This window comes from Ectobacillus sp. OTK (genome assembly GCF_059698935.1).
The window spans coordinates 417,501-441,449 of sequence record NZ_AP048547.1 but is presented as its reverse complement, the minus strand read 5'-3'; the positions used below and the strand labels follow the sequence as shown (position 1 = coordinate 441,449).

The following is a 23,949-nucleotide window of genomic DNA, read 5'->3' as shown; positions in this document are numbered from 1 at the left end:
CATGAGGCCAAATACAATTTGTCTCCGAGGTTTTATTGAGCAAACTGATGGTGCTAAAAATGGTTCTTCTCTTATTATTTTATCTATCTGCATTATAATTTTCATCCACCCAGCACTTTCGATATTTGATAGGAGACATACCAACGATTCTAGTGAAAATAGTGTTAAAATAATTAGAGTTATCATACCCTACCATAGATGCGATTTCGGTGGCACTATACTTAGTATTAATCAGCAGAGACTGAGCTTCTCCAATTCTGCGCCGCATAATGTATTGCATAGGGGCGTATCCAGTAGTTTCTTTAAAAATATGGCACAAGTAAGACAGGCTAATATTTAATGCCCCACTTATGCTTTCCAACGTATGAGCCTCAAAATAATGGTCATCAATATATTTTTTTATGCGCTCTCCCAAAATAACTTCCTTATTTTTCTCTGTATCTATACTTCTATCAATTTGCTTTACAAGCATAATAAGGAGGGTATGTAGTAAATGATGGCAGATTTCTTCAGCCCCTGTATTCCCCAAGCAAATTTGGGTGTACATCATGCGAAATACATTTTCAATGTCCTGACTAAAGTCGTTGCTACGCAAAACCGGACTTGCGCCGTCAGGCAATAGACAATTTTCCCGCATTCCCTCTAGCTTTAAGTTACTTACTCCACAGCTGTATACACTCATATCTGCCTCTGGATTTGTACGCTCATCATGGATAACACCGCTGTTATAAACGAGAATGTCACCCTGTTTGGTATGATATTGTCGTCCTCCAATAGTATGAATTCCTCTGCCATGTCTGATATACAAAATTTCTAGACGGTCTTTATGCACATGCATAACACAGGGTAATTTAGTATGATCAGCTTCAGCTTTGCAGACGTAAAGCAGCTTAGGAAGATTGCCATTCCCAAAAGTCGGCGTGAATTCTTTTTTAACAAAACTCTGTACCATAAACTCACCTCTTTTTCTGTGGTGTGTAAGCCAATTATAGAAATTTAATAGGCGTTTATCAATTTTTGTAAAGAGTTTTGATTGGATGATGTTTTAAAACTCATCTAGAACAATTATGAAAGAAAATTGCCCATAGATGAGCTTTAAATCTTTAGTTACAGTCTCTCCAAATAACAGCGTTGTTAGCGTATCTAACATGTTTTTTATCCAGCGCACGCTCCCAATACCAGAATCAATAGCAGGGTATCAAAAGTTTTTCTTACACTAGCAATGTCTTTTTATGCTCAAACTCTACCCAAACCGATCCGTTATCCGCAGAACGAACACAATTTTCAATCCAGCGAATGCCGTCCAAGCCAGCGTCAATATCAGGGTAAACTAGATTTTTTAATGTTTCTTCATCATTTCGGTTTTTAGCATCAATCGCAATAGCAAATTTGAGATAGATATTTGCCCAAGAGTCAGACAACCCTTCTACATGCAGTGCTCCTAAACGCTCATCAGCATTACAGCTATCATCTAAGTAAGGCATTGCACGAATCCATTTTTGGATAGGTTCGCCTTGAACTTCATATCTAAGTTCACCGCCTTTGTTATCCCACCATTCTAAACTTCCCTTAGATCCTACAATGCGAATTCTATGACCATCCATACATCCTGCATTGATAGAGGATGTCCAAAGTCTTCCTACCGCTCCATTTCCATAGTGCATAAGAACAAAAGCATTATCCTCTAAAGGAGCGCGGCTCCCAATAAAACTCTGCCGGTCACATAATAATTTCTTAATTTTCATATGCGGCATAATCAACTGGGACATATAGTAAGTATGTGTAGAAAGATCACCTAAAACAAAGCTTGGCCCCGCAACCTTAGGGTCAACACGCCATTTTTGTGCATCACTTGTTTTATCCGCTTGATCATTTGCATTAAAGCCATGCGTATACTGTAACTCAACCACACGAATGTCGCCAATTTTCCCCTGTTCAATCATTGCTCGCATTTGAAGCAGCATTTGATTTCCAGAAAAACCGTATGTTACACCAACAATTTTTCCTTTTTTCTCTGCTAAAACTTTAATCTCTTCACCCTCTTCAGACGTAAAAAACAAAGGTTTTTCACAAATAACATGCAAATCAGCTTCTAATGCTGCCTTACAAATTTCATAGTGAGTTCCGTTAGGAGTTGCAATGGAGACAACCTCAATACCATCCTCCCTCTTTGCCTCCTCAGCAAACATTGTTTTGTAATCAGGATAGCAACGGCTCTCATCAACACCGAGATTTACACCAAAGTCTTTACCTCTTTCCGGATCAATATCAAAGGCTCCTGCAACTAAGGTAAAGGCTGTATTATCTCTTAGTGCACCAGTTCTATGCTTATATCCAACCTGACTTGCTCGGCCTCCACCTACCATTGCCCATCTGAAAGGTCTTTTAATTTTCTTTTCACCATTTAACATAATAAACACCTCTTTTGAAAAAATTTTGATTTTGTTTTTCGCGAATGATTTGTAAGCGCTTCCGGTTGTTATAGTTAAAATTATAGTCTTTTTGCACATAATAACCTCCAGTATCTTATTTTTATAGAAGTAGAAAAATCGCAGTTTGACAGAAATTTATCACCTATTTTTCAAAAAAACTTCACAATCTTGCACTATAGGATACTCAAAAAAAGAGATGAATCACTCTTTTACATCTACTCATTTTGATGATTTGAAATTGGAACAAAAAGAACTCTCACCTCTTTCCTCCATTTTTAGTTTGCCTCGGCGGTGATATGAAGGACTGTCGCCCGAACGACTAGATATTGATTATGGTGACCACTTGTCCTGCAAAATACGTACTCTAACCCCTTACAGTTAACTTGGTAACAGTGCTCAAAATCACCAAAGTCCCATTAACCTTTTTGAGTATTTGTTACCAAAATACTAGAGATTACTTTTTCAAAGCTTCCCGTATACAAAATTTTTATTATTCCACAATATGTCTATTTTTATGTAATCGAAACATTTTTTTACATGTCCTTAATAGCATCTCAATACTCCCTTGTTATGCTTTTTTTGTCGAAAAAAAGAAGAAACAGGGGAGAGAAAACATCATGAAAAAAATGTTATTGACAGCTTTAAGCGTCACTGCACTTGGGCTTAGTACCGTTACTGGCAGTATAACAGCTCAAGCAAAGGAACATGTCGATATTACGAATGTTGCACACCGAGGTGCGTCTGGACATGCTCCGGAGCATACGATTACCGCCTATAAGATGGGTGAACAAATGCATAGTGACTACATTGAATTAGACCTGCAGATGACAAAAGACGGTAAATTAATTGTAATGCACGATGAAACATTAGACCGTACAACAAATGGAACAGGTCGTGTCAAAGATTATACGTTAGAAGAAATTAAGCAGCTTGATGCCGGTTCCTGGTTTAACGAAAAGTATCCAGAAGCTGCAAAAGATGAGTATGTCGGACTAAAAGTTCCAACACTTGAAGAGGTATTTCAGACATTTGGAAAGAATGAGAAATACTATATTGAAACAAAGTCTCCAAACGTCTATCCAGGAATGGAAGAGGAGCTGCTTCGATTAATTAATGAGTATCGAATCAACAAAGATACGTTACTCGTACAATCGTTTAGTCCAGAGAGTTTAATAAAAATGCATCAACTTGACCCATCTATGAAACTAGTGCAGCTATTATGGTATGAATCACCTGCCATGATTTCAGATGTAGAAATTGCTGCAATAAAAGAATATGCTATTGGAATTGGTCCAAATTCTAAATATCTAAGTCAGGAATATGTACAGAAAGTAGTAAATACCGGTTTAGAAATTCATCCGTATACTGTTAACGAACAAGAAGAAATGAGGAAGCTGATCGATTGGGGTGTAACAGGAATGTTTACAAACTATCCTGACCGACTTCACGAAGTAATGAAGGGGAAATAAGTTTACTGAATTTGAAACAGCTTCCTTCATCATAACATGAATCACTTTACTAAATACATTTTTTACCTTAAGTGTACCTATCTGTCCCTAGCCTGCATTATTGATATTCTATCTTTAGCTTTAATGACGCATACATTCAACAAGATAAAAAATCCAATTAATCCCAAAAAATAATTGTGATCAAACATAAAGGTTTGCTACTATAAGTATGTAGTTGAATAAATTAGTTGGAGGATGTTAAATGGCTAAGAAAATGAGATTGCTGGTTTGGCCCATTGTTTTGCTTATAACACTATTATCTTCAACTGTTTTTGCACATTTCGAGGGAAGTGAACCAGATTCATCTACTGGTGATGGAAGCTTAAGCTTTAAAGGTAAATTGCCGAAATCAAATCAAGTTACACTCATACATGACACGCATTTCCATGGTAATTTTGGAGATGCAAACAACCCGGAAAACATTGCGAATTACTTTGGATTAATAAATAAAATCAGAAGTGAAAAGCCTAATTCCTTAATGCTTGGTAATGGTGACGATTTAGCCTCTTCCATTTTATCCTCTGTCTTTAAGGGCCAGCATATAATAGATGCTTTTAATGCTGGCGGCTTGGACGTAAACACGTTTGGTAACCACGACTTTGATATGGGACCTGATATATTACTAGAGATGGTTTCTCAAAGTAACTTTAATTGGGTAAGTGCAAACATAGTGGACAAGCGTACGGGTGAAGTATTTGGTAAAGAAGCTGGTGCATCTTCATTTGTCATTAAAAATGTAAATGGTGTAAATATTGGATTTACTGGCTTAATCAACGAAGAAGCCCCAGAGATCACTTCAATGGGTGAAAACGCAATTGTCTTAAAACCAGCAGATGCAATGAAAGCGATTATTCCCAAAATGAAGGGAGCAGGAGCAGATATCATCGTTGTCCTATCTCATTTAGCTAGTCCGGTAGCAGAGCAGCTGGCAGCTGATGTGAAAGGAATTGATGTCATTCTTGGTGACCATGCTGCTTTCAGCTATGAACAGCCAAAAGTGATCAATAACACGATTCTTTCATTCGTCGGGGATGAATTTACATATCTTGGGGTCCTTGATTTAACTGTTGGTGTGAATGGAAAAATCACCGACTTTTCTTTCAAGCGCTTAACTCTTGCGGAAGAGGTAGCTAAGGCTGGGTTCAAACCAGACGCAGCGGTTAAAGCAGTAATGGATAAATATGTGTCACAGCTGGATAGTGAACTAAATGTTGTTATTGGATCAACTACCGTACCATTAGATGCAAGAAAAAGCGTCGTAAGAACACAGGAATCAGCACTAGGAAACTATCTTGCTGATTCGTTTAAACGCTATACAAAATCTGATATTGGGCTCATTAATGGTGGAGGTATCAGATCGGATAAAGTTTTTGAACCTGGAAATATTACAAAAAAAATGGTTCTAGAAATCCTGCCATTCTCTAATATTCTTGTGAAAATTGAAGTGACAGGGCAAGTCATTGTAGATGCTTTAGAAAATAGCGTTAGCCAATTAGAAAGTCAAGCAGGCCGATTTTTGCAAGTAAGCGGCGTAACGTTTACCTTTGATTCCACTAAGCAAGTTGGTTCTCGCGTATCAAACGTACTAGTTAATGGACAACCAATCGATTTAACTGCGAAATATACAATTGGACTTCCTAGCTTTATAGCAGATGGCGGAGACGGCTTTAGCATGTTTAAATCAGCACCACGATTAATTGATGCAAGTTCAGGACCAATTGATGCAAATTTAATCATGGATTCTATCATAAATGATCAAACTATTTCTCCAAAATTGGAAGGAAGAATTGTAGAAGTTAAATAATATTCAAATTGAAAGCGCCAAAGACTGGAGGTTTAATTTAAACCTCCTCTTTTGTTTAACTTACAGTTTTCTTTCTCAGAAGTATAATTATTAATATGGTCATAAATTTTAAAACAAAAAAGACCCAACAAATAATGATTAAAAAATTTGGTACTGATGAGTACCATTTCTGCGGTAAGTAACGCTATACTGGGACATCGTGAGAATCGAAGCCTACCACCTTGATACGCTGATCACAAACGGTTTTGAAATTGAAAGAAAGGTATCTGCTTTAATATCATTTAGTTTTATTTAATCGTCTAGATTCTTAAAACAATGACATTTTAGTGGTATTTGGCAAGCAAAAAAGGTTGTTTATGGCAGTATGTTTTTTGTATGGGAAATAAGGCTTTATATACAAGTACAAGTTATGCATAAAACCTTGTATATATAGCCTTATTTAAAATATATGCTTATTATATTAAAGCCCCCGTTACTTTACGTACATTCCTTCATAATCCCATATACTTAGTAAGGCTTTTGTAAATGATACAGTTGATTTTTGGCTCATATAAGCCAATCATAGGCATCGCTCCCTCCTCGAATCAACTCCCATTTCAGAAGAAAAAAATTAACTAAAAAAGAAAAATCAACGGAATACAACTATTGAATAATAATTCTATCTAATGTATATTTATTATCATTCAGATATAGTTAGATAGTTTGAATTTTATATAGCGAGTAAAATATTATCCTGGAGGGACTTTCTATGCTAATTCGAAAAGCGATTATGAGCGATACAGAAAGTATCTATAAATTAATATCAGAGTATGCCAAAGAGGAAAAACTTTTAGCGAGAACTTATTCTTCTATCTATGAAAATCTGCAAAGTTTCGTTGTTGCCGTTTTAAATAATGAAATTGTTGGGATTGCCAGCTTGACGATCCTTGACCGGGATTTAGCAGAGGTAAGGTCATTAGCCGTCAGCCCTGCTTATGTCGGAAAAGGAATCGGAAAAGCACTGGTAAAGCAAATCATTACAGAAACAAGAAACTTGGGAATTACTAAGCTAATATCGTTAACTTATCAAATTGAATTTTTTTCGAAGTTAGGATTTAATCGGGTGGATAAAAATGATTTACCTCAAAAAATGTGGAAAGATTGCATAAACTGTCCCAAACTGCATTCTTGTGATGAAACAGCGATGCTAATGAACGTTTTACCTTAGAAATAAACTCCTATCCAGATATCTCTAAATGGTTCTGTTTTGTAGGTGCACCTTCAAAAAATTATCGAAACGACTGTTAGTTCGACACGCAAGTAGATACACAAAATGGATCTACTCAATTTCTCTTCTGTCGATGGAACTTCCGAATAATTCCTTCTTGAATACAGAAAAATAAGAGGAAGAAAAGAGGTGCATCATGAAAAAAAAAGAACCGCAATTCAGAAGTGGTGAGTTGGCAAAAGACGAGCTGAAAGGATATTACGGAATGGACCCTGAAATCAGTCTCCAGTCTGTTAATTTTGCTACGACAGAAAATCCATACTTAAATGAGCATTACCAAGAAGATTCCAAAGAAAATGAATAAAGGGCGGGAACACCCGCCCTCAATTATATTCAGCTGTAACACCATGGTTTTAACCTTCAATCAAAAATCTTTTTACGTTACTTTATTCACATCTCAGAATCCGAGGAAGACCCATGTGTCGTTTACGTATATATACAAAAAATAAAAGAGCCTTTCCATAACTTATGGAGAGGCTCCTTACTCACTGTTACATCTCTTATTTATCTTTCCTTACAAGTAGTGAACAGCACTCCACATGCGCCGTATGAGGAAACATATCCACCGGCTGTACATACGAAACCTCATAATCCCCTAGCAGCTTCGCTACATCCTTCGCAAGTGTGGATGGATTACAGGATACATACACAACCCGCTTTGGCTTCACCTTTAAAATCGTGTTTAGCAGCATGTCGTCACAGCCTGTTCTCGGCGGGTCAACAACGATCACATCTGGCTTCCATCCTTCCTTCACCCATTTCGGAAGAACCTGTTCAGCTTTTCCTGTTACATACATTGTATTGAGGAAGCCATGCTGCTTCGCATTCTTTTTTGCATCTTCAATTGCTTCTTCAATAATATCCATGCCGCGGACTTCAGCTGCTTCGTTCGCCAGCCATAGCCCAATCGTTCCAACGCCGCAATATGCATCAACAACCTTTTCCTTGCCTGTTAGCTTTGCCGCTTGTTTTACCTCATCATACAGCTTCACTGTTTGCGTCGGATTGAGCTGGAAGAAGGCTCGGGCCGATAGCTCGAATTTTAAGTCTCCTAAAGCCTCTTGAATAACTTCCTTCCCGGCTAGGCGGAATGTTTCTTCTCCAAAAATAATGGAGGTGCGCTCACCATTGATGTTTTGCATAATCGATTTGACCTGTGGCAGAGCAGTTTGTACTTGCTTTACAAATTGGTCTTTGCGCGGGAATTCCTCTCTTGTAGTTACGAGTACAAGCTGAATTTCTCCTGTACGAACAGCAATGCGCGTTACAATCGTACGAACTGCTCCCTTATGCTTTTTCTCATTGTAGATAGAAATACCAAGGTTCTCCAAAATTTCTTTTACCTTTTGTGTCACTTCGTTTGTTGCCTTGTGCTGAATCATACAGTCAGAAATATCTACAAGCTCATGCGAGTTTAAGCCGTATAGTCCTGCAATAACTTTGCGGTTATCGATGCCGACCTGAAGCTGGCTTTTATTTCGATAATGCCATGGATCCTCCATCCCAATTGTCGAGCGGATATCGAGCTTATCAGCAATTTGCTTCGTATAGCGTTCGAATGCCTGTACGACGATATCACGCTTTTGTTCAAGCTGTCCTTCGTATGAGATGTGCTGAAGCTGGCAGCCGCCGCATTGCTCATATACCGGACAAGGCGGTGTTACGCGCTGCGGAGATTGCTTGCGGATGCGTTTGATTTTTGCTTCGGCATAGCCTTTTTTTATCGTTGTAACCTCAGCAACAACCTCTTCTCCCGGCAGTGCACCCGGAATGAAGACAACCTGCCGTTTGAAATAGCCGACTCCTTCTCCGTTAATACCGAGACGTTTAATTGTCACCGGGAAGGTTTGTCCCATTTGTAATTTGCTTTCTTGCTTTGTTTCCATCGTTCCTCCTACTCAATGCTTCTCCATAAATAAAGGGAAGCATAGCTGCCATAAGGCGTATATTCTTCTTTTAGTGTTTCCAAAATACAGCATCTGGCTTCATATTTTCAGCTGTTATGATAAATTCTGGACGTTCAAACGTTCCTGTTTCTTGTATAGCTGCAGCAATATGTTCTCCATGTATGGTAAGCGGTACTTTAACCATTTTTTCTTCAGTATCGACACAGTTAAGCGGATTTAGAACGAGACGACTAAGTACCTGCTCGAAGTTATATGGTGCTTGCAGCATAATGGCTTGACTCCACATGCTTTTCATCCTCTTTAAACATTTAGCCTTTATTATACGTTACAAGCTTGATTTCGTAAAATCCGCCTACATATGTTGTAATGCGACATATGTCGTGTTACACTTTTATCGGGTGATAAAATATGGATAAAGAGATTTTAAAAGGAAGTATTGACATTTTATTACTTTCGATCATTTCGCAGCATGATACATACGGCTATGAAATTGCGCAGAAGCTGAAGCAGCATAGCAACCAATCCTACAGCATGAGCCAGGGAACATTATATCCTGCCCTGAAACGCATGGAGCAAAGGAAGTTGATTGAGTCCTATTGGGGTGATTCAGAGGCAGGGATGAGAAGGAAGTTTTATCGTATTACGGCAGAAGGACGATTAGAACTGCAGGAGAAATTAACCGCTTGGGATCAAATTACGGAGCTGATTCAAATCTGTAGGAAAGGAGCACTAACATGAAAGAATTTGAAGTATACGTGAACCGCATTGTCGATGAAACAGACTTGTCAGATATAGAAAAGGGAGAACTGTTTTTAGAGCTGCTTCAAATCATTACGCTCGCGGGTGTGTTTGATATTGACGACATTATTCTTAACGTCACTGGTGCATTGCTCGGATACGGTATTTGGAAGGTGTTTCGCAAATTTCGTATTGCAAAACAAACAAAAAATCCGGTTCATACGTAAAAGCCGCAGGCTCCCGCCTGCGGCTTTTAATAATTCACCTCTGGACCAAACTTCTCCCTTACTAAGTCATCTAAGCTTTTAAATTGATAGCCGCGTTTCCGTAAATCCTCAATGATTTTGCCAAGTGCTTCCGCATTGTCACTGGACACGGAGTGAAGAAGAATAATGGAACCCGGATGAATCAAGTTCATCACGTTATCATACGCATATCGCCAGCCGCGTTGTTGTTCGGTTTTCCAATCAATAAATGCAAGCGACCAAAAAACGTTATGATAGCCCATGTCACGTGAAATTGCCAATGTACGCTCACTAAATATTCCGCGCGGCGGGCGAAGGTACTTCATTTCCTTTTGGCCGGTTAGCTCCTTCACCGCCTTTTCAATCATAATGAGCTCTTCACGGAATTTCTCATCTCCGACTGTCGTTAAATCTGGATGATGCCATGAATGATTCCCGATAATATGACCTTCCTTCGCCATCCGTTTGACAAGCTCAGGCTGGTCCTTAATGTAGTGGCCGGTAATAAAAAAGGTGGCTGGTACCTTTTTCTCCTTTAGTACATCCAAAATTTTTGCTGTATATCCATTTTCATACCCATTATCAAACGTTAAGTAAATATCCTTTTTCTTTGTATTGCCAAGGTAAAAACCGTCGTATTTTTCAATAATGGAAGTAAACTCTTTCCCCGCGTCAGGCGGCGTTTCGTCCTTGTTACGCGGAATACCCCAATGCTTGGCTTGATTCGAGTAAGCGTAAGCAAAGGATGGCACAATGGCTAAAAACAATGCGAGTACGGTCATGATGCAAAGGCTTTTTTTCATGCCGAGTCTCCTTTCCAAAATGGTTCGTACTCGTATTTTTTGTTTCCTATTTTCACTTCATCCTGCACACTTTTTTCCATATCATTCTGTTGCTCCATTTATAGGGAGAAGTGCTATTACATTGCTACAGTATTTTTTCAATTGTCGTAAATAATAAAGATGTACCTCAACTTTATTACAAAGGAGCTGTTACGAATGGCATTAATACCATACGATCCATTTAGACAATTAGCTAACATACGAAAGGAATTCGACCATTTCTTTACCGATTTCCCTTCACCCTTTGGAAATGAGCACAGTTTAGGCGGCATTCGAGTTGACGTACATGAAACAGAAAATGAGATTATTGCTACATGTGATATTCCTGGGCTTGAGAAGAAAGAAGATGTAGATATTGAGGTTGAAAATGACATGCTGACAATTAGCGGCTCGATTCATAAATCTCACGAAATGAAAGAGGAGAATATGCATCGAAGAGAGCGTTATGTAGGCCGTTTTCATCGCTCAATTTCGCTTCCAAGCCCTGTATCAAATATAGGTGTCAAGGCTTCTTATAAGAATGGTGTTCTAGAAGTCAGAATGCCGAAGTCCATGAAAAATCAAAAAAGAAGAATTAATGTAGAATTCCATTAATAGAAAAATGTAGTGAACTTACAAAAAAATGACTGAGCGGCAGCCCGCTCAGTCATTTTCACTTTTCTTATTTAAACACAGGCTCTTTAAACTGTGCCAATCTTTCTAATGATGTTTTATCCACATCTGCATGAAGGCTATTGCCGTGAGAGTCCATTGTCACAACTGCTTTAAAGCCGTCTACACGCAGGTGCCACATTGCTTCCGGAATACCGAATTCAAGGAAGTCCACACCCTCTACTTCTTTAATACATTCTGCATAATATTGCGCTGCACCGCCGATCGCATTTAAGTATACACCGCCGTGCTCCTGAAGTGCTGCAAGAGTTTTCGCGCCCATACCGCCTTTTCCGATAACAGCGCGGATGCCGAATTTCTTCATGATGTCGCCTTGATATGGCTCCTCACGAATACTTGTCGTCGGGCCAGCTGCTTTAATGTGATATTTGCCTTCGCTGTCCTTCATAACAACCGGACCGCAATGGTAAATCACTTGTCCATTCAAATCAACCGGACAGTCGTTGTCTATTAAATGCTTATGGATCGCATCGCGTCCTGTATACATCATACCGTTAATGGTAACAACGTCACCAACGCGGAGCCCGCGAATTTGTTCCTCTGTAATCGGTGCCTGCAGCACGATTTCACGCTGCTCCTGTGCAGCTGCTGCAACTTCTGCCGCTGCTGGCTGAAGCGTGTCATCACCTTCTTGATATAACCATTCGATGATTTCTCCCGTTTCCGGACTGATTGTAACGCCTAGGCGGCGGTATGCCCAGCAGTTATACGCAACAGATACATAGAAGCTTGCAGGCAGACGGTTATACACGCCAATTTTGCAGCCAAGAAGTGTTGTTTCGCCTCCAAAGCCCATTGTTCCAATGCCTAGCTTGTTCGCATTTTCCATTACGTACTCTTCTAATTGACGAAGCTCTGGAATTGGATTTTCATCGTCTAATGAGCGGAATAACTGCTCCTTAGCTAGCTCATAGCCGGATGTACGGTCACCGCCAATACCAACACCAATTACACCTGCGCTGCAGCCTTGTCCTTGTGCTTGGTATACAGCATGCATTAAGCATTTACGGATGCCGTCCAGGTCACGGCCCGCTTTGCCAAGGCCTTCCAATTCACATGGAAGACTGTACTGAATATTTTTATTCTCGCAGCCGCCGCCCTTTAGAATTAGGCGGGCATCAATGTAGTCCTTTTCCCATTGCTCGAATTTCACAACCGGTGTACCTGCGCCGAGATTGTTACCGCTGTTATTGCCAAATAAGGAGTCAACTGAATTCGGACGAAGCTTTCCATCCTTGGTCGCTTGTTCAATCGCTTGATAAATTGCCTCTTTAATGACAAGCTGATTTACGCCAACTGGTGTTTTCACTTTAAAAGTCGGCATTCCTGTATCTTGGCAAATAGGCGAAATATTATCATCCGCCATTTTAATATTATTTGTAATTGTATCAAGTGCCATTGCAGAACGCGTTCCCGCATTTTCTTTCTCCTTCGCACGCTGAATTGCACGGCGGACGTCCTTTGGCAAGTTCGTAGAAGTATCGACAATTAATTTATACATGCTTTCTTGAAGCTTTTCCATTTCATTTCCCCCCTGAATGAGAACGCTACCTAAAAACTTTCACAACTTGATTATACTCCTATTTGCATAAAAAACAGAAGAAGTTTTTATTTTGTAAGATATACAAAAAAACGAACAAAGGCTGGTTTACTAATGCCCAAATGAGAAAAGCAGACGCCGATTTATACAGGCTCTCCGTTTGTTCTCTCGGACACAAGATGCGTTTTGTCCTTTATATGGGAGGTTATTCTGAAGGCAGGAACAGACTACAGGAACTAGACAACACCTCAAAAGCGATATTTTCAAATAAAAAAGAGAATGCCCACGCATCCCCTTTCTTCAATCCTTATCATTTATTAAATTGCTCGCACTTGCTCTCTAAATCATCCAACATGCTGATCAAGCGATCGATATCCTCAAGCTCAATATCCTCTGGATCAATCGTATCAATGACCTCCACGAACATATTCAGGCGTTCCTTCAAATATACTAGCTGTGAATCTTTATCGTTTACAGCATTTCCCATGCGTATCCGCTCCTTTTTCTTTGCATTGTTTCTATTATAAAAGAAGATAAAAACTTTTTGTACAAAACAGTTTATAAACTGGCTGTATTCTTCTATGATAAGTATGGATATTTTAGCTTGTTCTTACAATCAGTCAGCGCTGGCTGATAAGAGCTAGGTTTATTCTCCTAGCATGCGTGAGAAAATGGCTCGCGTACAAAGCTTTACTTTACAATAAAGGAGTTCTACTATGAATACATCACAACTCAAGCCGATTACTCCCGCTTATGATCCATGGGAAGCTTACATGGACATAGAGGAGTACGGAAATCTGACACTTACAAACGTTGAGTTCACAACAACGACAATATGTAATATGAGATGCGAGCATTGTGCGGTTGGTTACACCCTGCAGCCAAAGGATCCGAATGCTTTGCCGCTTGCATTGTTGCTAAAGCGATTGGAGGAGATTCCTTCACTTCGTTCCTTAAGTATTACCGGCGGTGAACCAATGCTTTCCAAAACATCCGTTCAATCTTACGTTGTTCCTCTTTTAAAATATGCTCGCGAACGCGGTGTCCGCACGCAAATTAACTCAAACCTAACATTAGAGTTATCCCGCTATGAGCAAATTATACCGCATTTGGACGTACTGCATATTTCTCATAACTGGGGTACATTGGAAGACTTTATAGAGGGCGGCTTTGCAATGATGGAGCGCAAGCCAACAATAGAGCAACGGGCGAAGCTGTTCGAACGGATGATTGAAAATAGCAAGGTTCTTTCAAAGGCGGGTGTGCTTGTCTCAGCAGAAACAATGTTAAACAAGCGTACGCTTCCGCACATTGAGCGTATTCACAAGCAAATTACAGAAGAAATGGGCTGTAAGCGGCACGAGGTGCATCCAATGTATCCAAGCGATTTCGCGAGCAATTTAGAAATTCTTACAAAGGATGAAATTCGCGAAGCAGTCTCTCACCTGCTTGATATTCGAAATAAGGATGTTTGGATGCTTTTTGGCACGCTGCCATTTTATGCATGCAGTTCTGATGAACGCGACCTAGAGGTACTGCAAAAATTATATCGCAGTAAAAATGTAACAGTCCGCAATGACCCTGACGGGCGCTCGCGGCTCAATGTGAACATTTTTGACGGCAGCATTATCGTAACCGACTTCGGTGATGTTCCGCCACTTGGCAATATTCAGACAAACACCTTACAAGAGGCTTATAACGTATGGGCGGAATCGAAGACAGCAAAGCAATTAAGCTGTCATTGTCCGGCTGTGAAATGCCTCGGCCCGAATGTGCTTGTAAAAAACAGCTACTATCCGAATGAAGACTTTACTGTAAAAAAAGCCAAGCTTGTTTTCTAAAGAAAACTCGCCGACTGGCGAGCCGTTAGGCGAAGACAGAAGCGTAGTTGCACTTACACTGTATTCCTAAAATTTTCTACTACGTCGAATACACTCCTAGCTAGAAATTTATACTCTTTCTTACAGTGTAAAAAAGCGGACTCGGTTGAGTCCGCTTTTCCTATCTTGGATTTGGCGATGTCATAAAGCCAAAGGAAACGCGGTCCTGCACCGGAATCCATGCTCCAATTCCCTGTGACGTTACATTTTTGATCATAAGCTTACGTTGGTTTCCTTTTAACACCAGGTATACTTCCCCAAATGTTACCTTGCCCTTTTCATTAACAGCTGGAGCATATGCATAGAGATAGCCAAGATTTTTTGGCCCGACATTATACACGCGGCTATGCTTCGTGCCATATCCTACTACAGTTTGGAAGGAAAGCGGCAGCTGCGTTTTCTCCATTGCCTTTAGTAGCATCATTTTTTTTACATCATCCGACCCGCGTATATTGGCAGTTAAGCCGCCTCGGACAATACGCTGTGCTTCTTGATTATAACGGAGCTGGAAAAAGGTTCTGCCGCCGCGGTTATCATGAAAATTGCGGTTAATTTGCTGATATTCCCAGTTCACAGTTGTTTCTGTTGACTCGTAGTTCAAAGGCCACTGCCCAAGATAAATTTTCGCACGGTATCCAACGGCAAGGGGCGCATTCGATATTGATGTTTCATTAAACATACGGATAAGATTCGGGTTTTCAATCGGGATTTCCGATGTTTTTAGTAAACTTTTTGCAAGCTCGCTCGGCTGTAAACGCGGCAAATCCTGCGTCGGGTTCGGATACGTATTCTCCTTGGAAATGTCTAAGACAGACGCAGGGATTTTGAAATGAGTTGGCTTCGCATCAGCAAATGCCGGATGAGCGAGGCCGAGCAAGAAAAGAGAAATCATAAAGACATGTTTTACACCTTTCATTCCTGGTGCTCCTTTCAAGGAAAATTCATCACTGTTATTGTTTTCTCTACATTCTATTGTTATCCAACATTCTTCCACAAAAAAATCAGCTCCTATCTTAAGATAGAGCTGATCTTCATCATAAACCGTTCTGTTGAATGATAGCACCATTGAACGCTAGGGCCGATGGTAAATGCGATTACGAGCGTTCCAATACCAATCGGTCCTTTTAGTAAAACAGCAAATACAAGAGCAGCCATCTCTCCGAGTGTTTTTGCGACCATTAAACTAACACCGAATCGTTTATGCAGAGCAATCATCAAATTGTCGATTGGGTTAGCTGGATAATGTGACTGCAGGTACATCGCCACACCTGCTGAAAGCATGAAAATTCCAGTTAGCAACGTGCTTGCCTGATACACAAGTCCAACTGGGCTCCAATTCTTCATTACCTTTAGCAGCCAAAAGTCGATCATCATGCCAATAAACACAAATGTGACAGCAGCTAGAAATTGCGGCCTTTGCTGGAGTAAATAGGCATTTACAAATAGGAGAAGCACACCATTGATAATGACCCACGTTCCGACAGTAAAGCCCGTTACTTTTGCTTGTCCTGCCGCTAAAGCATCCCAGGGACCTGCTCCTAAATTCGCCTTTAATGTTAAACTAGCTCCAAACGTTAAAATGGCAATTCCCGTGATGAAACAAAACAAGCGTGTAAGTTTCATGATTTTCTCCTTTTTTTCCTTCTACAATAGAGCATATTACCGACATACAAAAAAATTCCTAGCCTTGGCCAGGAATTTCTAAAGCAAATAAAAACCAATCCCCATAATTACATATGCCCCTAAAAGAGTAAGGCCCTCAAACCAGTTCGTGTCCCCATCATTTGAAATAGAGATTGTCAAAAATACTGCAGTAATCATCGCAATTAACTCTGGCATTGTAAATACGAGCGGCATTTGCTCTGTTGAGAATAAAGAAATGAGCACGAGCACCGGTGCTACAAACATTGCAATCTGCAGCGTAGAACCGACTGCGATTTCGACTGCGATATTTACTTTATTTTTATAAGCCATAATAATTGCCGATGCATGCTCTGCTGCATTCCCAACAATAGCAACTATAATTACCCCAATGAACAGCTCCGTCCATCCAAATGATTCTGCGACTGTCTCAAATGTATGTACGAGCGCTTCTGATACATAAGCTACCGCAGCAGTTGCTACCGCTAATATTGCCAGTGCTCTTCCTTTACTCCATTCCGGCTCCTCGTGCTCCTCTGCTTCCTCTTCTTTATGCTGATAGACACCGCGATGTGTAACAAGCTTAAAGAATAACGCTGCTAAATAGAGCACAATTAAGATAATAGATGTACCGATACTTAAGGTAAAGGTTCTCTCTTCATCCATGCCCATAGAAAATACTTCTGGTATGACAAACGCAACAATGACAGCAAAAACAAGAAGAGCTGAATTGTGACGAGCATCATACACATTAAAGCTTTGGCGCTTATATTTCAAACCGCCAACAAAAAAGGATAATCCGCCAACGAGCAATAGGTTACCAAGTACAGAACCCGTTAGCGAAGCAAGCACAACCTCAGTTAAACCTGCCTGTAAAGCGAAGATCGAGATAATCAGCTCAACAGCATTTCCGAACGTAGCATTTAAAAGACCGCCGATGCTCGGGCCAGAAACGATAGCTAGGCTTTCCGTCGCACGCCCCATAAAGCTCGCCAGTGCAACGATTGTGAGACAATATACACCAAACATGAGCGTCTGGGGCCAATGCAGTACATTACCTGCTATTGAAAGCGGCACACCGATTACTGCTAATAAGAAAAAGATTTTATTTACCACAATAATCCAACCTTTCCAATTAATATGAAGAATCTCATTGTATCATTATTGTGCTCCGATTTTAATAAAATTCATTTTAATTTTTGTTTAAAAATGCCCTTTCTAGAAAACAGTAAGAACTGGGACAAAGAAAGGGGTCTGGAAATCATGGAACTAAAAGAAAAAATCTTAAGCATTTTACAAAATCAGCAAACAGGGGTACTTGCCACTGTCCGTGATCATAAACCGCACAGCTGCTTTATGATGTTTTTTCACCAAGACCTAATATTATACGTCGCAACAGATCGTCTATCTCGCAAGCTGGATGATATTAAGGAAAATAATAATGTTCATGTCCTCATCGGACATAAAGAGAAAATCTGGGATGGGGAATTTATTGAAATAGAAGCAGACGCTTACGTAGAAGATAGTGCACAATTAAAGAATCAATTTTGGAACGACAGCTTAAAACCATGGCTGAACGGACCGGAAGACCCAAACTATGTACTGCTGCGTCTTGAACCGAAAAATATTTACTACATCGATAAAGCTGGTACCGCTCATCCAGAAGTATTAACACTGTAGTATAACAGAAAATCATCTCATGGAATGGATCGTCCTACATAAGGATGATCCATTCTTATTTTCTTATATCTATGCGCTTTGTAAACAGTCGCATTAGTACAATTCACAAAAAAAAATGGACAATTTTTCAAAAAAAATAGTGCACTTTTTCCACTATGTGTTATATAATAGTATCAAGTTAAATATACTGTATTAAGACAGTAAAGGGGAGGAAATACAAGATGAGAAGAGAAGAGCGAAAAAATATGATTGAGTTTATTCAAAAAACAAAGGGGCTTCAGTATAGTCAGTTAATGTATATGACAGATGAGGAAGTAGAACATATTTATAATGTAGCGTATTATCATTTAGAGGAAATTGCAGAATAAAAATGCAATTACCGCTGAAGGATACTAAAAAAGTCTCTTTCCATCCCAGAAATGGGGCGAAAAGAGACTTTTTATGATATGAATCCTATGAACAAGTCCCTGTCTGATTAAGCAGGGACTTGTTCTGGTGCAAATATGATCTGTTCAATTCGCTTTATTTTTAATACTCGGGAAATTCTAACCTAACTTATTAATATTCGTTAAAAAATTGCTGAATTTCTTTTGGATCATCTGTTTTTGTTAATGCAAGCATTGTCAAAATGCGTGCTTTTTGAGGATTAAGTGAGTCTGCTGTAACAAAATTATTTTCATCATCAGTTTTTTCTCTCGTCACAATACCATTTCCTACACGGCTAGAGCGGGTAATAATTACCCCTTTTCCAGCTGCGGCTTTCGCCCCTTCAAGGGCAGAATCAGAAATCGAGCCATTTCCTTCGCCTGCGATTATAATTCCTTTTGCTCCTGCTTTTACAGCTGCATCATAAAAATATCGATTATCATTCTGATAGCTATAAATAATATCCACTTGAGGCAATTCCTCTAGTTCCGATATATCAAAAACGGATTCCGCCGTATGTTTACGAGTCGGTTCATTGTAGAAATATATTTTATTTCCTGCAATTGCTCCTAAATAACCCTGTTCCTCGGATTGGAATGTATCTGTCGTAGTTGTATTGGTTTTTGTTATATAACGTGCAGAACCAATTCGATCATTTAACGAGATTAAAACCCCTTTGTTCTTAGCTTCTTCACTAGCAGCAACTTTCACTGCATTATATAAGTTTAAAGGCCCATCTGCACTTAGAGCTGTAGCAGGTCTCATTGATCCAACAATAACGACAGGTTTGTTGCTTTTTACGACAAGATTTAGAAAATAAGCAGTTTCTTCTAAGGTATCTGTTCCATGCGTAACAACAATTCCATCTACATCTTTAGACTTCAATAACTCATTAATTCGCTTCGCCAACTTTAGTAAAGTTTTATTATTTATATTGTTACTTTCGATATTAACGATTTGTTCGCCACTTACATTTGCTGCTTCTTTTAATTCAGGAACAGCTTGAATTAGTGTTTCAACATCAAGTGCTCCTGCTTGATAATCGGTTATATCAGTATGAGATGCAGCAGAACCTGCAATCGTTCCTCCAGTAGCTAAAATTTTCACATTCCTTAACTTTGGATTTACTGAGGCTGCTTCTACCTCCTCTGCCGTTGGATTATTACTCGCTGAACTATGAGTAGCTGCGATAGATCCTGACAACACTAATGTGCCTAATAAAAAAGTGGTTACTACATACTTTTTAAGGTTCATGGTTGCTTTTCTCCTTCTTCGTTAATTTATAACGATATGCGAAAAAATACATTTTCTAAGTATTTTTCTCTGCATTAACATTTGAGCTTCTGTTCTACTTTTTCCATGAAGCAGGGACCTTAATTCTTTCGAAAAACAAAAAAAGACTCTTCGAACATTCGAAAAGTCTTAATCCTATAACAAATTTATTTGATACCGATGGTCGGGGTCGAACCGACACTCCAGAGGAACACGATTTTGAGTCGTGCGCGTCTGCCAATTCCGCCACATCGGCACGATATTGTATATGTTAAAAAGGCGGCAACCGGATTCGAACCGGTGGATAAAGGTTTTGCAGACCTTGGCCTTACCACTTGGCTATGCCGCCATAAACAGAAAGCTGTATGCTGTTTATGAGCCATTCTTGTGAAACATATATAGTAAGATGGGGCGATTGATGGGAATCGAACCCACGAATGTCGGAGCCACAATCCGATGCGTTAACCACTTCGCCACAACCGCCATAATATTAGAATCAATAAAATGGGCCTAAATGGACTCGAACCATCGACCTCACGCTTATCAGGCGTGCGCTCTAACCAGCTGAGCTATAGGCCCATGTAATAAAATATAAAATAATGGAGCGGGTGATGGGAATCGAACCCACGCTATCAGCTTGGAAGGCTGAAGTTCTACCATTAAACTACACCCGCAATGTGAGCCATGAAGGACTCGAACCTTCGACCCTCTGATTAAAAGTCAGATGCTCTACCGACTGAGCTAATGGCTCATAGAATGGTGCCGGCTAGAGGACTTGAACCCCCAACCTACTGATTACAAGTCAGTTGCTCTACCAATTGAGCTAAGCCGGCGTAATATATTTTTATTGCCCGGACGATAGTTTTTGTTCGTCGTCCTCATTTCAGAAAGTTTATTCAAGATGCGGCTCAATGAGTACGCTGAAGTAATTCTTCGAAGCATATTCGGTCGTGCTCTACCAATTGAGCTAAGCCGGCAATATAAAAGTGGCTCGGGACGGAATCGAACCGCCGACACGAGGATTTTCAGTCCTCTGCTCTACCGACTGAGCTACCGAGCCAAATGGCGGTCCCGACGGGGATCGAACCCGCGATCTCCTGCGTGACAGGCAGGCATGTTAACCACTACACCACGGAACCATTTTGGTTGCGCCATTTTGGTTGCGGGGACAGGATTTGAACCTGCGACCTTCGGGTTATGAGCCCGACGAGCTACCAGACTGCTCCACCCCGCGATGATAATATACTTACTATAAAATGGAGGAGGGTGTGGGATTTGAACCCACGGACGTGTTACCGTCTCCGGTTTTCAAGACCGGTGTATTAAGCCGCTCTACCAACCCTCCATAAAAGTGGAGCCTAGCGGGATCGAACCGCTGACCTCCTGCGTGCAAAGCAGGCGCTCTCCCAGCTGAGCTAAGGCCCCATATCGGGAAGACAGGATTCGAACCTGCGACCCCCTGGTCCCAAACCAGGTGCTCTACCAAGCTGAGCCACTTCCCGTTCAAGCGCGCCCGAAAGGACTCGAACCCATAACCTTCTGATCCGTAGTCAGACGCTCTATCCAATTGAGCTACGGGCGCATGTTATTAAACATATTATTGTATGAAACAGTGCCGAGGGCCGGGCTCGAACCGGCACGGTAGTCACCTACCGCAGGATTTTAAGTCCTGTGCGTCTGCCAATTCCGCCACCCCGGCATGAAAGCGGAAGACGGGATTCGAACCCGCGACCCCAACCTTGGCAAGGTTGTATTCTACCACTGAACTACTTCCGCATGACAAACACTGTAATCATATACAATTGTAAATGGTGCGGGTGAAGGGACTCGAACCCCCACGCCAAAGGCGCCAGATCCTAAGTCTGGTGCGTCTGCCAATTCCGCCACACCCGCAAAAAAAATATGGCTGGGCTAGCTGGATTCGAACCAACGAATGACGGAGTCAAAGTCCGTTGCCTTACCGCTTGGCTATAGCCCATTGATACAACTTCATGTTATACATCTTCGAATTCACTACGTGAATCTTCATCGCAGGATGATTTTCGTTTGTTTCAACTTTGCTTCATTAGAATGACCTGCATAAAACAAAGATAAATCAGACGATATCTCCTACTATCTTTTCACAATATTCTAAATTTTATACACAAAATAGTGGTGGAGGGGGACGGATTCGAACCGCCGAACCCCGAGGGAGCGGATTTACAGTCCGCCGCGTTTAGCCACTTCGCTACCCCTCCAATTGTATGGTGGAGGATGACGGGCTCGAACCGCCGACCCTCTGCTTGTAAGGCAGATGCTCTCCCAGCTGAGCTAATCCTCCATATGTTGGTGACCCGTACGGGATTCGAACCCGTGTTACCGCCGTGAAAGGGCGGTGTCTTAACCGCTTGACCAACGGGCCAAAGAAATTTTTAATCAATGAAAGTATGGCTCCGCAAGTAGGATTCGAACCTACGACCTATCGGTTAACAGCCGATTGCTCTACCGCTGAGCTATTGCGGAATAAGAATTATTTTTAAGCCTTTTGGGCCAGCCTAGCGACGTCCTACTCTCACAGGGGGAAACCCCCAACTACCATCGGCGCTGAAGAGCTTAACTTCCGTGTTCGGTATGGGAACGGGTGTGGCCTCTTCGCCATCATCACTAGGCCTATTTTCTTTGAAGGATATTCCTTCAAAACTAGATAACACGCTGCGCTGTGTAATTATGATTAAGCCCTCGATCGATTAGTATCTGTCAGCTGCACGTGTCGCCACGCTTACACCTCAGACCTATCAACCTGATCATCTTTCAGGGATCTTACTAGCTTGACGCTATGGGAAATCTCATCTTGAGGGGGGCTTCATGCTTAGATGCTTTCAGCACTTATCCCGTCCGCACATAGCTACCCAGCGATGCCCTTGGCAGAACAACTGGTACACCAGCGGTGCGTCCATCCCGGTCCTCTCGTACTAAGGACAGCTCCTCTCAAATTTCCTGCGCCCGCGACGGATAGGGACCGAACTGTCTCACGACGTTCTGAACCCAGCTCGCGTACCGCTTTAATGGGCGAACAGCCCAACCCTTGGGACCGACTACAGCCCCAGGATGCGATGAGCCGACATCGAGGTGCCAAACCTCCCCGTCGATGTGGACTCTTGGGGGAGATAAGCCTGTTATCCCCGGGGTAGCTTTTATCCGTTGAGCGATGGCCCTTCCATGCGGAACCACCGGATCACTAAGCCCGACTTTCGTCCCTGCTCGACTTGTAGGTCTCGCAGTCAAGCTCCCTTATGCCTTTACACTCTTCGAATGATTTCCAACCATTCTGAGGGAACCTTTGGGCGCCTCCGTTACACTTTAGGAGGCGACCGCCCCAGTCAAACTGCCCACCTGACACTGTCTCCCGCCCCGATAAGGGGCGCGGGTTAGAACTTCAATACAGCCAGAGCGGTATCCCACAGGCGCCTCCACCGAAGCTGGCGCTCCGGCTTCCCAGGCTCCCGCCTATTCTGTACAAGCTGTACCAAAATTCAATATCAGGCTACAGTAAAGCTCCACGGGGTCTTTCCGTCCTGTCGCGGGTAACCTGCATCTTCACAGGTACTATAATTTCACCGAGTCTCTGGTTGAGACAGTGCCCAAGTCGTTACACCTTTCGTGCGGGTCGGAACTTACCCGACAAGGAATTTCGCTACCTTAGGACCGTTATAGTTACGGCCGCCGTTTACTGGGGCTTCGATTCAAAGCTTCGCCTGGAGCTAACCTCTCCTCTTAACCTTCCAGCACCGGGCAGGTGTCAGCCCCTATACTTCGCCTTGCGGCTTCGCAGAGACCTGTGTTTTTGCTAAACAGTCGCTTGGGCCTATTCACTGCGGCTCTCCTTACGAAGAGCACCCCTTCTCCCGAAGTTACGGGGTCATTTTGCCGAGTTCCTTAACCAGAGTTCTCTCGCTCACCTTAGGATTCTCTCCTCGCCTACCTGTGTCGGTTTGCGGTACGGGCACCATTTACCATCGCTAGAAGCTTTTCTTGGCAGCGTAGAATCAGGGAGTTCGCCCATAAAGGGCTTCCCCATCACAGCTCAGCCTTTACGGTAAGCGGATTTGCCTGCTT

20 protein-coding genes, 22 tRNA genes, 2 rRNA genes and 1 pseudogene (1 of these 45 cut by a window edge) are annotated in these 23,949 nt (G+C 41.5%); 10 read left to right on the top strand and 35 right to left on the bottom strand.

Annotation, left to right across the window (positions count from 1 at the left end):
* Positions 1-79: 79 nt before the first annotated feature.
* Positions 80-952, bottom strand: a complete 873-nt coding sequence (locus AC6HZ4_RS02345; RefSeq protein ID WP_497493427.1) for a helix-turn-helix transcriptional regulator — start codon at positions 950-952, stop codon at positions 80-82.
* 259 nt (positions 953-1,211) lie between these two features.
* Positions 1,212-2,414 carry a Gfo/Idh/MocA family protein gene (locus AC6HZ4_RS02340; protein WP_497495570.1) on the bottom strand — a complete coding sequence of 401 codons (1,203 nt, stop codon included), beginning with the start codon at positions 2,412-2,414 and terminating at the stop codon, positions 1,212-1,214.
* A 635-nt stretch (positions 2,415-3,049) separates the two neighbouring features.
* Here AC6HZ4_RS02340 and AC6HZ4_RS02335 point away from each other — a divergent pair.
* The 4 genes from AC6HZ4_RS02335 (at position 3,050) to AC6HZ4_RS02320 (ending at position 7,315) form a co-directional block, all read left to right on the top strand.
* Positions 3,050-3,901: a glycerophosphodiester phosphodiesterase gene (locus tag AC6HZ4_RS02335; protein WP_497493425.1), complete on the top strand. Its 852-nt coding sequence runs from the start codon at positions 3,050-3,052 to the stop codon at positions 3,899-3,901.
* A 241-nt stretch (positions 3,902-4,142) separates the two neighbouring features.
* Positions 4,143-5,744, top strand: coding sequence for a bifunctional metallophosphatase/5'-nucleotidase (locus tag AC6HZ4_RS02330; protein WP_497493423.1), 1,602 nt, complete (start codon positions 4,143-4,145; stop codon positions 5,742-5,744).
* A 748-nt stretch (positions 5,745-6,492) separates the two neighbouring features.
* Positions 6,493-6,951 carry an N-acetyltransferase gene (locus AC6HZ4_RS02325; RefSeq protein WP_497493421.1) on the top strand — a complete coding sequence of 153 codons (459 nt, stop codon included), beginning with the start codon at positions 6,493-6,495 and terminating at the stop codon, positions 6,949-6,951.
* A gap of 196 nt (positions 6,952-7,147) precedes the next feature.
* On the top strand, positions 7,148-7,315 hold the full coding sequence (locus tag AC6HZ4_RS02320; RefSeq protein ID WP_497493419.1) for a hypothetical protein: 168 nt from the start codon (positions 7,148-7,150) through the stop codon (positions 7,313-7,315).
* A gap of 196 nt (positions 7,316-7,511) precedes the next feature.
* On the opposite strand, the gene rlmD is transcribed toward AC6HZ4_RS02320, so the two are convergent.
* Both rlmD and AC6HZ4_RS02310 read right to left on the bottom strand, forming a co-directional pair.
* Positions 7,512-8,897 carry a 23S rRNA (uracil(1939)-C(5))-methyltransferase RlmD gene (gene rlmD / locus AC6HZ4_RS02315; protein ID WP_497493417.1) on the bottom strand — a complete coding sequence of 462 codons (1,386 nt, stop codon included), beginning with the start codon at positions 8,895-8,897 and terminating at the stop codon, positions 7,512-7,514.
* A 70-nt stretch (positions 8,898-8,967) separates the two neighbouring features.
* Positions 8,968-9,204: a hypothetical protein gene (locus tag AC6HZ4_RS02310; RefSeq protein WP_497493415.1), complete on the bottom strand. Its 237-nt coding sequence runs from the start codon at positions 9,202-9,204 to the stop codon at positions 8,968-8,970.
* A gap of 122 nt (positions 9,205-9,326) precedes the next feature.
* On the opposite strand from AC6HZ4_RS02310, the gene AC6HZ4_RS02305 reads away from it, so the two are divergent.
* Both AC6HZ4_RS02305 and AC6HZ4_RS02300 read left to right on the top strand, forming a co-directional pair.
* Complete coding sequence (locus AC6HZ4_RS02305; protein ID WP_497493413.1) at positions 9,327-9,656, top strand: PadR family transcriptional regulator; 330 nt, start codon at positions 9,327-9,329, stop codon at positions 9,654-9,656.
* Between the two features lie 68 nt (positions 9,657-9,724).
* Positions 9,725-9,883: pseudogene (locus tag AC6HZ4_RS02300) on the top strand (VanZ family protein); the annotation flags it as partial.
* A gap of 26 nt (positions 9,884-9,909) precedes the next feature.
* Here the strand turns inward: AC6HZ4_RS02300 and pdaA are convergent.
* Entirely contained in the window at positions 9,910-10,704 is a 795-nt protein-coding gene (pdaA, locus tag AC6HZ4_RS02295) for a delta-lactam-biosynthetic de-N-acetylase (protein ID WP_497493411.1), read from the bottom strand.
* 195 nt (positions 10,705-10,899) lie between these two features.
* On the opposite strand from pdaA, the gene AC6HZ4_RS02290 reads away from it, so the two are divergent.
* Positions 10,900-11,337 carry an Hsp20/alpha crystallin family protein gene (locus AC6HZ4_RS02290; RefSeq protein ID WP_497493409.1) on the top strand — a complete coding sequence of 146 codons (438 nt, stop codon included), beginning with the start codon at positions 10,900-10,902 and terminating at the stop codon, positions 11,335-11,337.
* Between the two features lie 67 nt (positions 11,338-11,404).
* Here the strand turns inward: AC6HZ4_RS02290 and AC6HZ4_RS02285 are convergent, their stop codons facing one another.
* Together AC6HZ4_RS02285 and AC6HZ4_RS02280 are read right to left on the bottom strand one after the other, a co-directional pair.
* Positions 11,405-12,937, bottom strand: a complete 1,533-nt coding sequence (locus tag AC6HZ4_RS02285; RefSeq protein ID WP_497493407.1) for a fumarate hydratase — start codon at positions 12,935-12,937, stop codon at positions 11,405-11,407.
* Between the two features lie 328 nt (positions 12,938-13,265).
* Positions 13,266-13,442 (bottom strand): SE1561 family protein, encoded by a 177-nt coding sequence (locus AC6HZ4_RS02280; protein ID WP_497493405.1) that lies wholly within the window; start codon positions 13,440-13,442, stop codon positions 13,266-13,268.
* A gap of 229 nt (positions 13,443-13,671) precedes the next feature.
* On the opposite strand from AC6HZ4_RS02280, the gene yfkAB reads away from it, so the two are divergent.
* The gene (gene yfkAB / locus AC6HZ4_RS02275; RefSeq protein WP_497493403.1) at positions 13,672-14,796 is read left to right on the top strand and encodes a radical SAM/CxCxxxxC motif protein YfkAB; all 1,125 of its coding nucleotides are present in this window, start codon (positions 13,672-13,674) and stop codon (positions 14,794-14,796) included.
* A gap of 160 nt (positions 14,797-14,956) precedes the next feature.
* Here the strand turns inward: yfkAB and AC6HZ4_RS02270 are convergent, their stop codons facing one another.
* From AC6HZ4_RS02270 to cax, 3 genes are all read right to left on the bottom strand, one after another.
* On the bottom strand, positions 14,957-15,727 hold the full coding sequence (locus AC6HZ4_RS02270) for a YfkD family protein (RefSeq protein WP_497495569.1): 771 nt from the start codon (positions 15,725-15,727) through the stop codon (positions 14,957-14,959).
* A gap of 116 nt (positions 15,728-15,843) precedes the next feature.
* Entirely contained in the window at positions 15,844-16,458 is a 615-nt protein-coding gene (locus AC6HZ4_RS02265) for a YczE/YyaS/YitT family protein (protein ID WP_497493401.1), read from the bottom strand.
* A 78-nt stretch (positions 16,459-16,536) separates the two neighbouring features.
* Complete coding sequence (gene cax, locus AC6HZ4_RS02260; RefSeq protein WP_497493399.1) at positions 16,537-17,592, bottom strand: calcium/proton exchanger; 1,056 nt, start codon at positions 17,590-17,592, stop codon at positions 16,537-16,539.
* Positions 17,593-17,739: 147 nt separating this feature from the next.
* On the opposite strand from cax, the gene AC6HZ4_RS02255 reads away from it, so the two are divergent.
* Both AC6HZ4_RS02255 and AC6HZ4_RS02250 read left to right on the top strand, forming a co-directional pair.
* Positions 17,740-18,156 carry a pyridoxamine 5'-phosphate oxidase family protein gene (locus tag AC6HZ4_RS02255; protein WP_497493397.1) on the top strand — a complete coding sequence of 139 codons (417 nt, stop codon included), beginning with the start codon at positions 17,740-17,742 and terminating at the stop codon, positions 18,154-18,156.
* Positions 18,157-18,377: 221 nt separating this feature from the next.
* A complete protein-coding gene (locus AC6HZ4_RS02250; protein WP_497493395.1) occupies positions 18,378-18,524 on the top strand; it encodes a BH0509 family protein in 147 nt (48 codons plus the stop codon).
* Between the two features lie 190 nt (positions 18,525-18,714).
* Here the strand turns inward: AC6HZ4_RS02250 and AC6HZ4_RS02245 are convergent, their stop codons facing one another.
* From AC6HZ4_RS02245 to AC6HZ4_RS02125, 25 genes are all read right to left on the bottom strand, one after another.
* Positions 18,715-19,836 (bottom strand): type II asparaginase, encoded by a 1,122-nt coding sequence (locus tag AC6HZ4_RS02245; RefSeq protein ID WP_497493393.1) that lies wholly within the window; start codon positions 19,834-19,836, stop codon positions 18,715-18,717.
* A 193-nt stretch (positions 19,837-20,029) separates the two neighbouring features.
* Positions 20,030-20,110 (bottom strand) — tRNA-Leu (locus AC6HZ4_RS02240).
* Between the two features lie 21 nt (positions 20,111-20,131).
* Positions 20,132-20,203: transfer RNA gene (locus AC6HZ4_RS02235), tRNA-Cys, on the bottom strand.
* Between the two features lie 58 nt (positions 20,204-20,261).
* Positions 20,262-20,337 (bottom strand) — tRNA-His (locus AC6HZ4_RS02230).
* A 22-nt stretch (positions 20,338-20,359) separates the two neighbouring features.
* Positions 20,360-20,433 (bottom strand) — tRNA-Ile (locus tag AC6HZ4_RS02225).
* Between the two features lie 21 nt (positions 20,434-20,454).
* A tRNA-Gly gene (locus AC6HZ4_RS02220) sits at positions 20,455-20,528 on the bottom strand.
* 4 nt (positions 20,529-20,532) lie between these two features.
* Positions 20,533-20,605 (bottom strand) — tRNA-Lys (locus tag AC6HZ4_RS02215).
* Between the two features lie 6 nt (positions 20,606-20,611).
* Positions 20,612-20,687, bottom strand: a tRNA-Thr gene (locus AC6HZ4_RS02210).
* A 154-nt stretch (positions 20,688-20,841) separates the two neighbouring features.
* Positions 20,842-20,914, bottom strand: a tRNA-Phe gene (locus tag AC6HZ4_RS02205).
* A gap of 3 nt (positions 20,915-20,917) precedes the next feature.
* Positions 20,918-20,993 (bottom strand) — tRNA-Asp (locus AC6HZ4_RS02200).
* An 18-nt stretch (positions 20,994-21,011) separates the two neighbouring features.
* A tRNA-Met gene (locus AC6HZ4_RS02195) sits at positions 21,012-21,088 on the bottom strand.
* 23 nt (positions 21,089-21,111) lie between these two features.
* Positions 21,112-21,199 (bottom strand) — tRNA-Ser (locus AC6HZ4_RS02190).
* A gap of 7 nt (positions 21,200-21,206) precedes the next feature.
* Positions 21,207-21,279 (bottom strand) — tRNA-Ala (locus tag AC6HZ4_RS02185).
* 3 nt (positions 21,280-21,282) lie between these two features.
* Positions 21,283-21,356 (bottom strand) — tRNA-Pro (locus AC6HZ4_RS02180).
* Positions 21,357-21,362: 6 nt separating this feature from the next.
* Positions 21,363-21,436, bottom strand: a tRNA-Arg gene (locus AC6HZ4_RS02175).
* Between the two features lie 31 nt (positions 21,437-21,467).
* Positions 21,468-21,553, bottom strand: a tRNA-Leu gene (locus tag AC6HZ4_RS02170).
* A 5-nt stretch (positions 21,554-21,558) separates the two neighbouring features.
* A tRNA-Gly gene (locus AC6HZ4_RS02165) sits at positions 21,559-21,630 on the bottom strand.
* 33 nt (positions 21,631-21,663) lie between these two features.
* A tRNA-Leu gene (locus tag AC6HZ4_RS02160) sits at positions 21,664-21,747 on the bottom strand.
* Between the two features lie 10 nt (positions 21,748-21,757).
* A tRNA-Gln gene (locus tag AC6HZ4_RS02155) sits at positions 21,758-21,832 on the bottom strand.
* Between the two features lie 174 nt (positions 21,833-22,006).
* Positions 22,007-22,091, bottom strand: a tRNA-Tyr gene (locus AC6HZ4_RS02150).
* 7 nt (positions 22,092-22,098) lie between these two features.
* A tRNA-Val gene (locus tag AC6HZ4_RS02145) sits at positions 22,099-22,174 on the bottom strand.
* Between the two features lie 6 nt (positions 22,175-22,180).
* Positions 22,181-22,255: transfer RNA gene (locus tag AC6HZ4_RS02140), tRNA-Glu, on the bottom strand.
* A gap of 26 nt (positions 22,256-22,281) precedes the next feature.
* Positions 22,282-22,356: transfer RNA gene (locus tag AC6HZ4_RS02135), tRNA-Asn, on the bottom strand.
* A gap of 30 nt (positions 22,357-22,386) precedes the next feature.
* Positions 22,387-22,502: ribosomal RNA gene (gene rrf, locus AC6HZ4_RS02130) — 5S ribosomal RNA — on the bottom strand.
* Positions 22,503-22,560: 58 nt separating this feature from the next.
* Positions 22,561-23,949 (bottom strand): 23S ribosomal RNA (locus AC6HZ4_RS02125) (it continues 1,537 nt past the right edge of the window).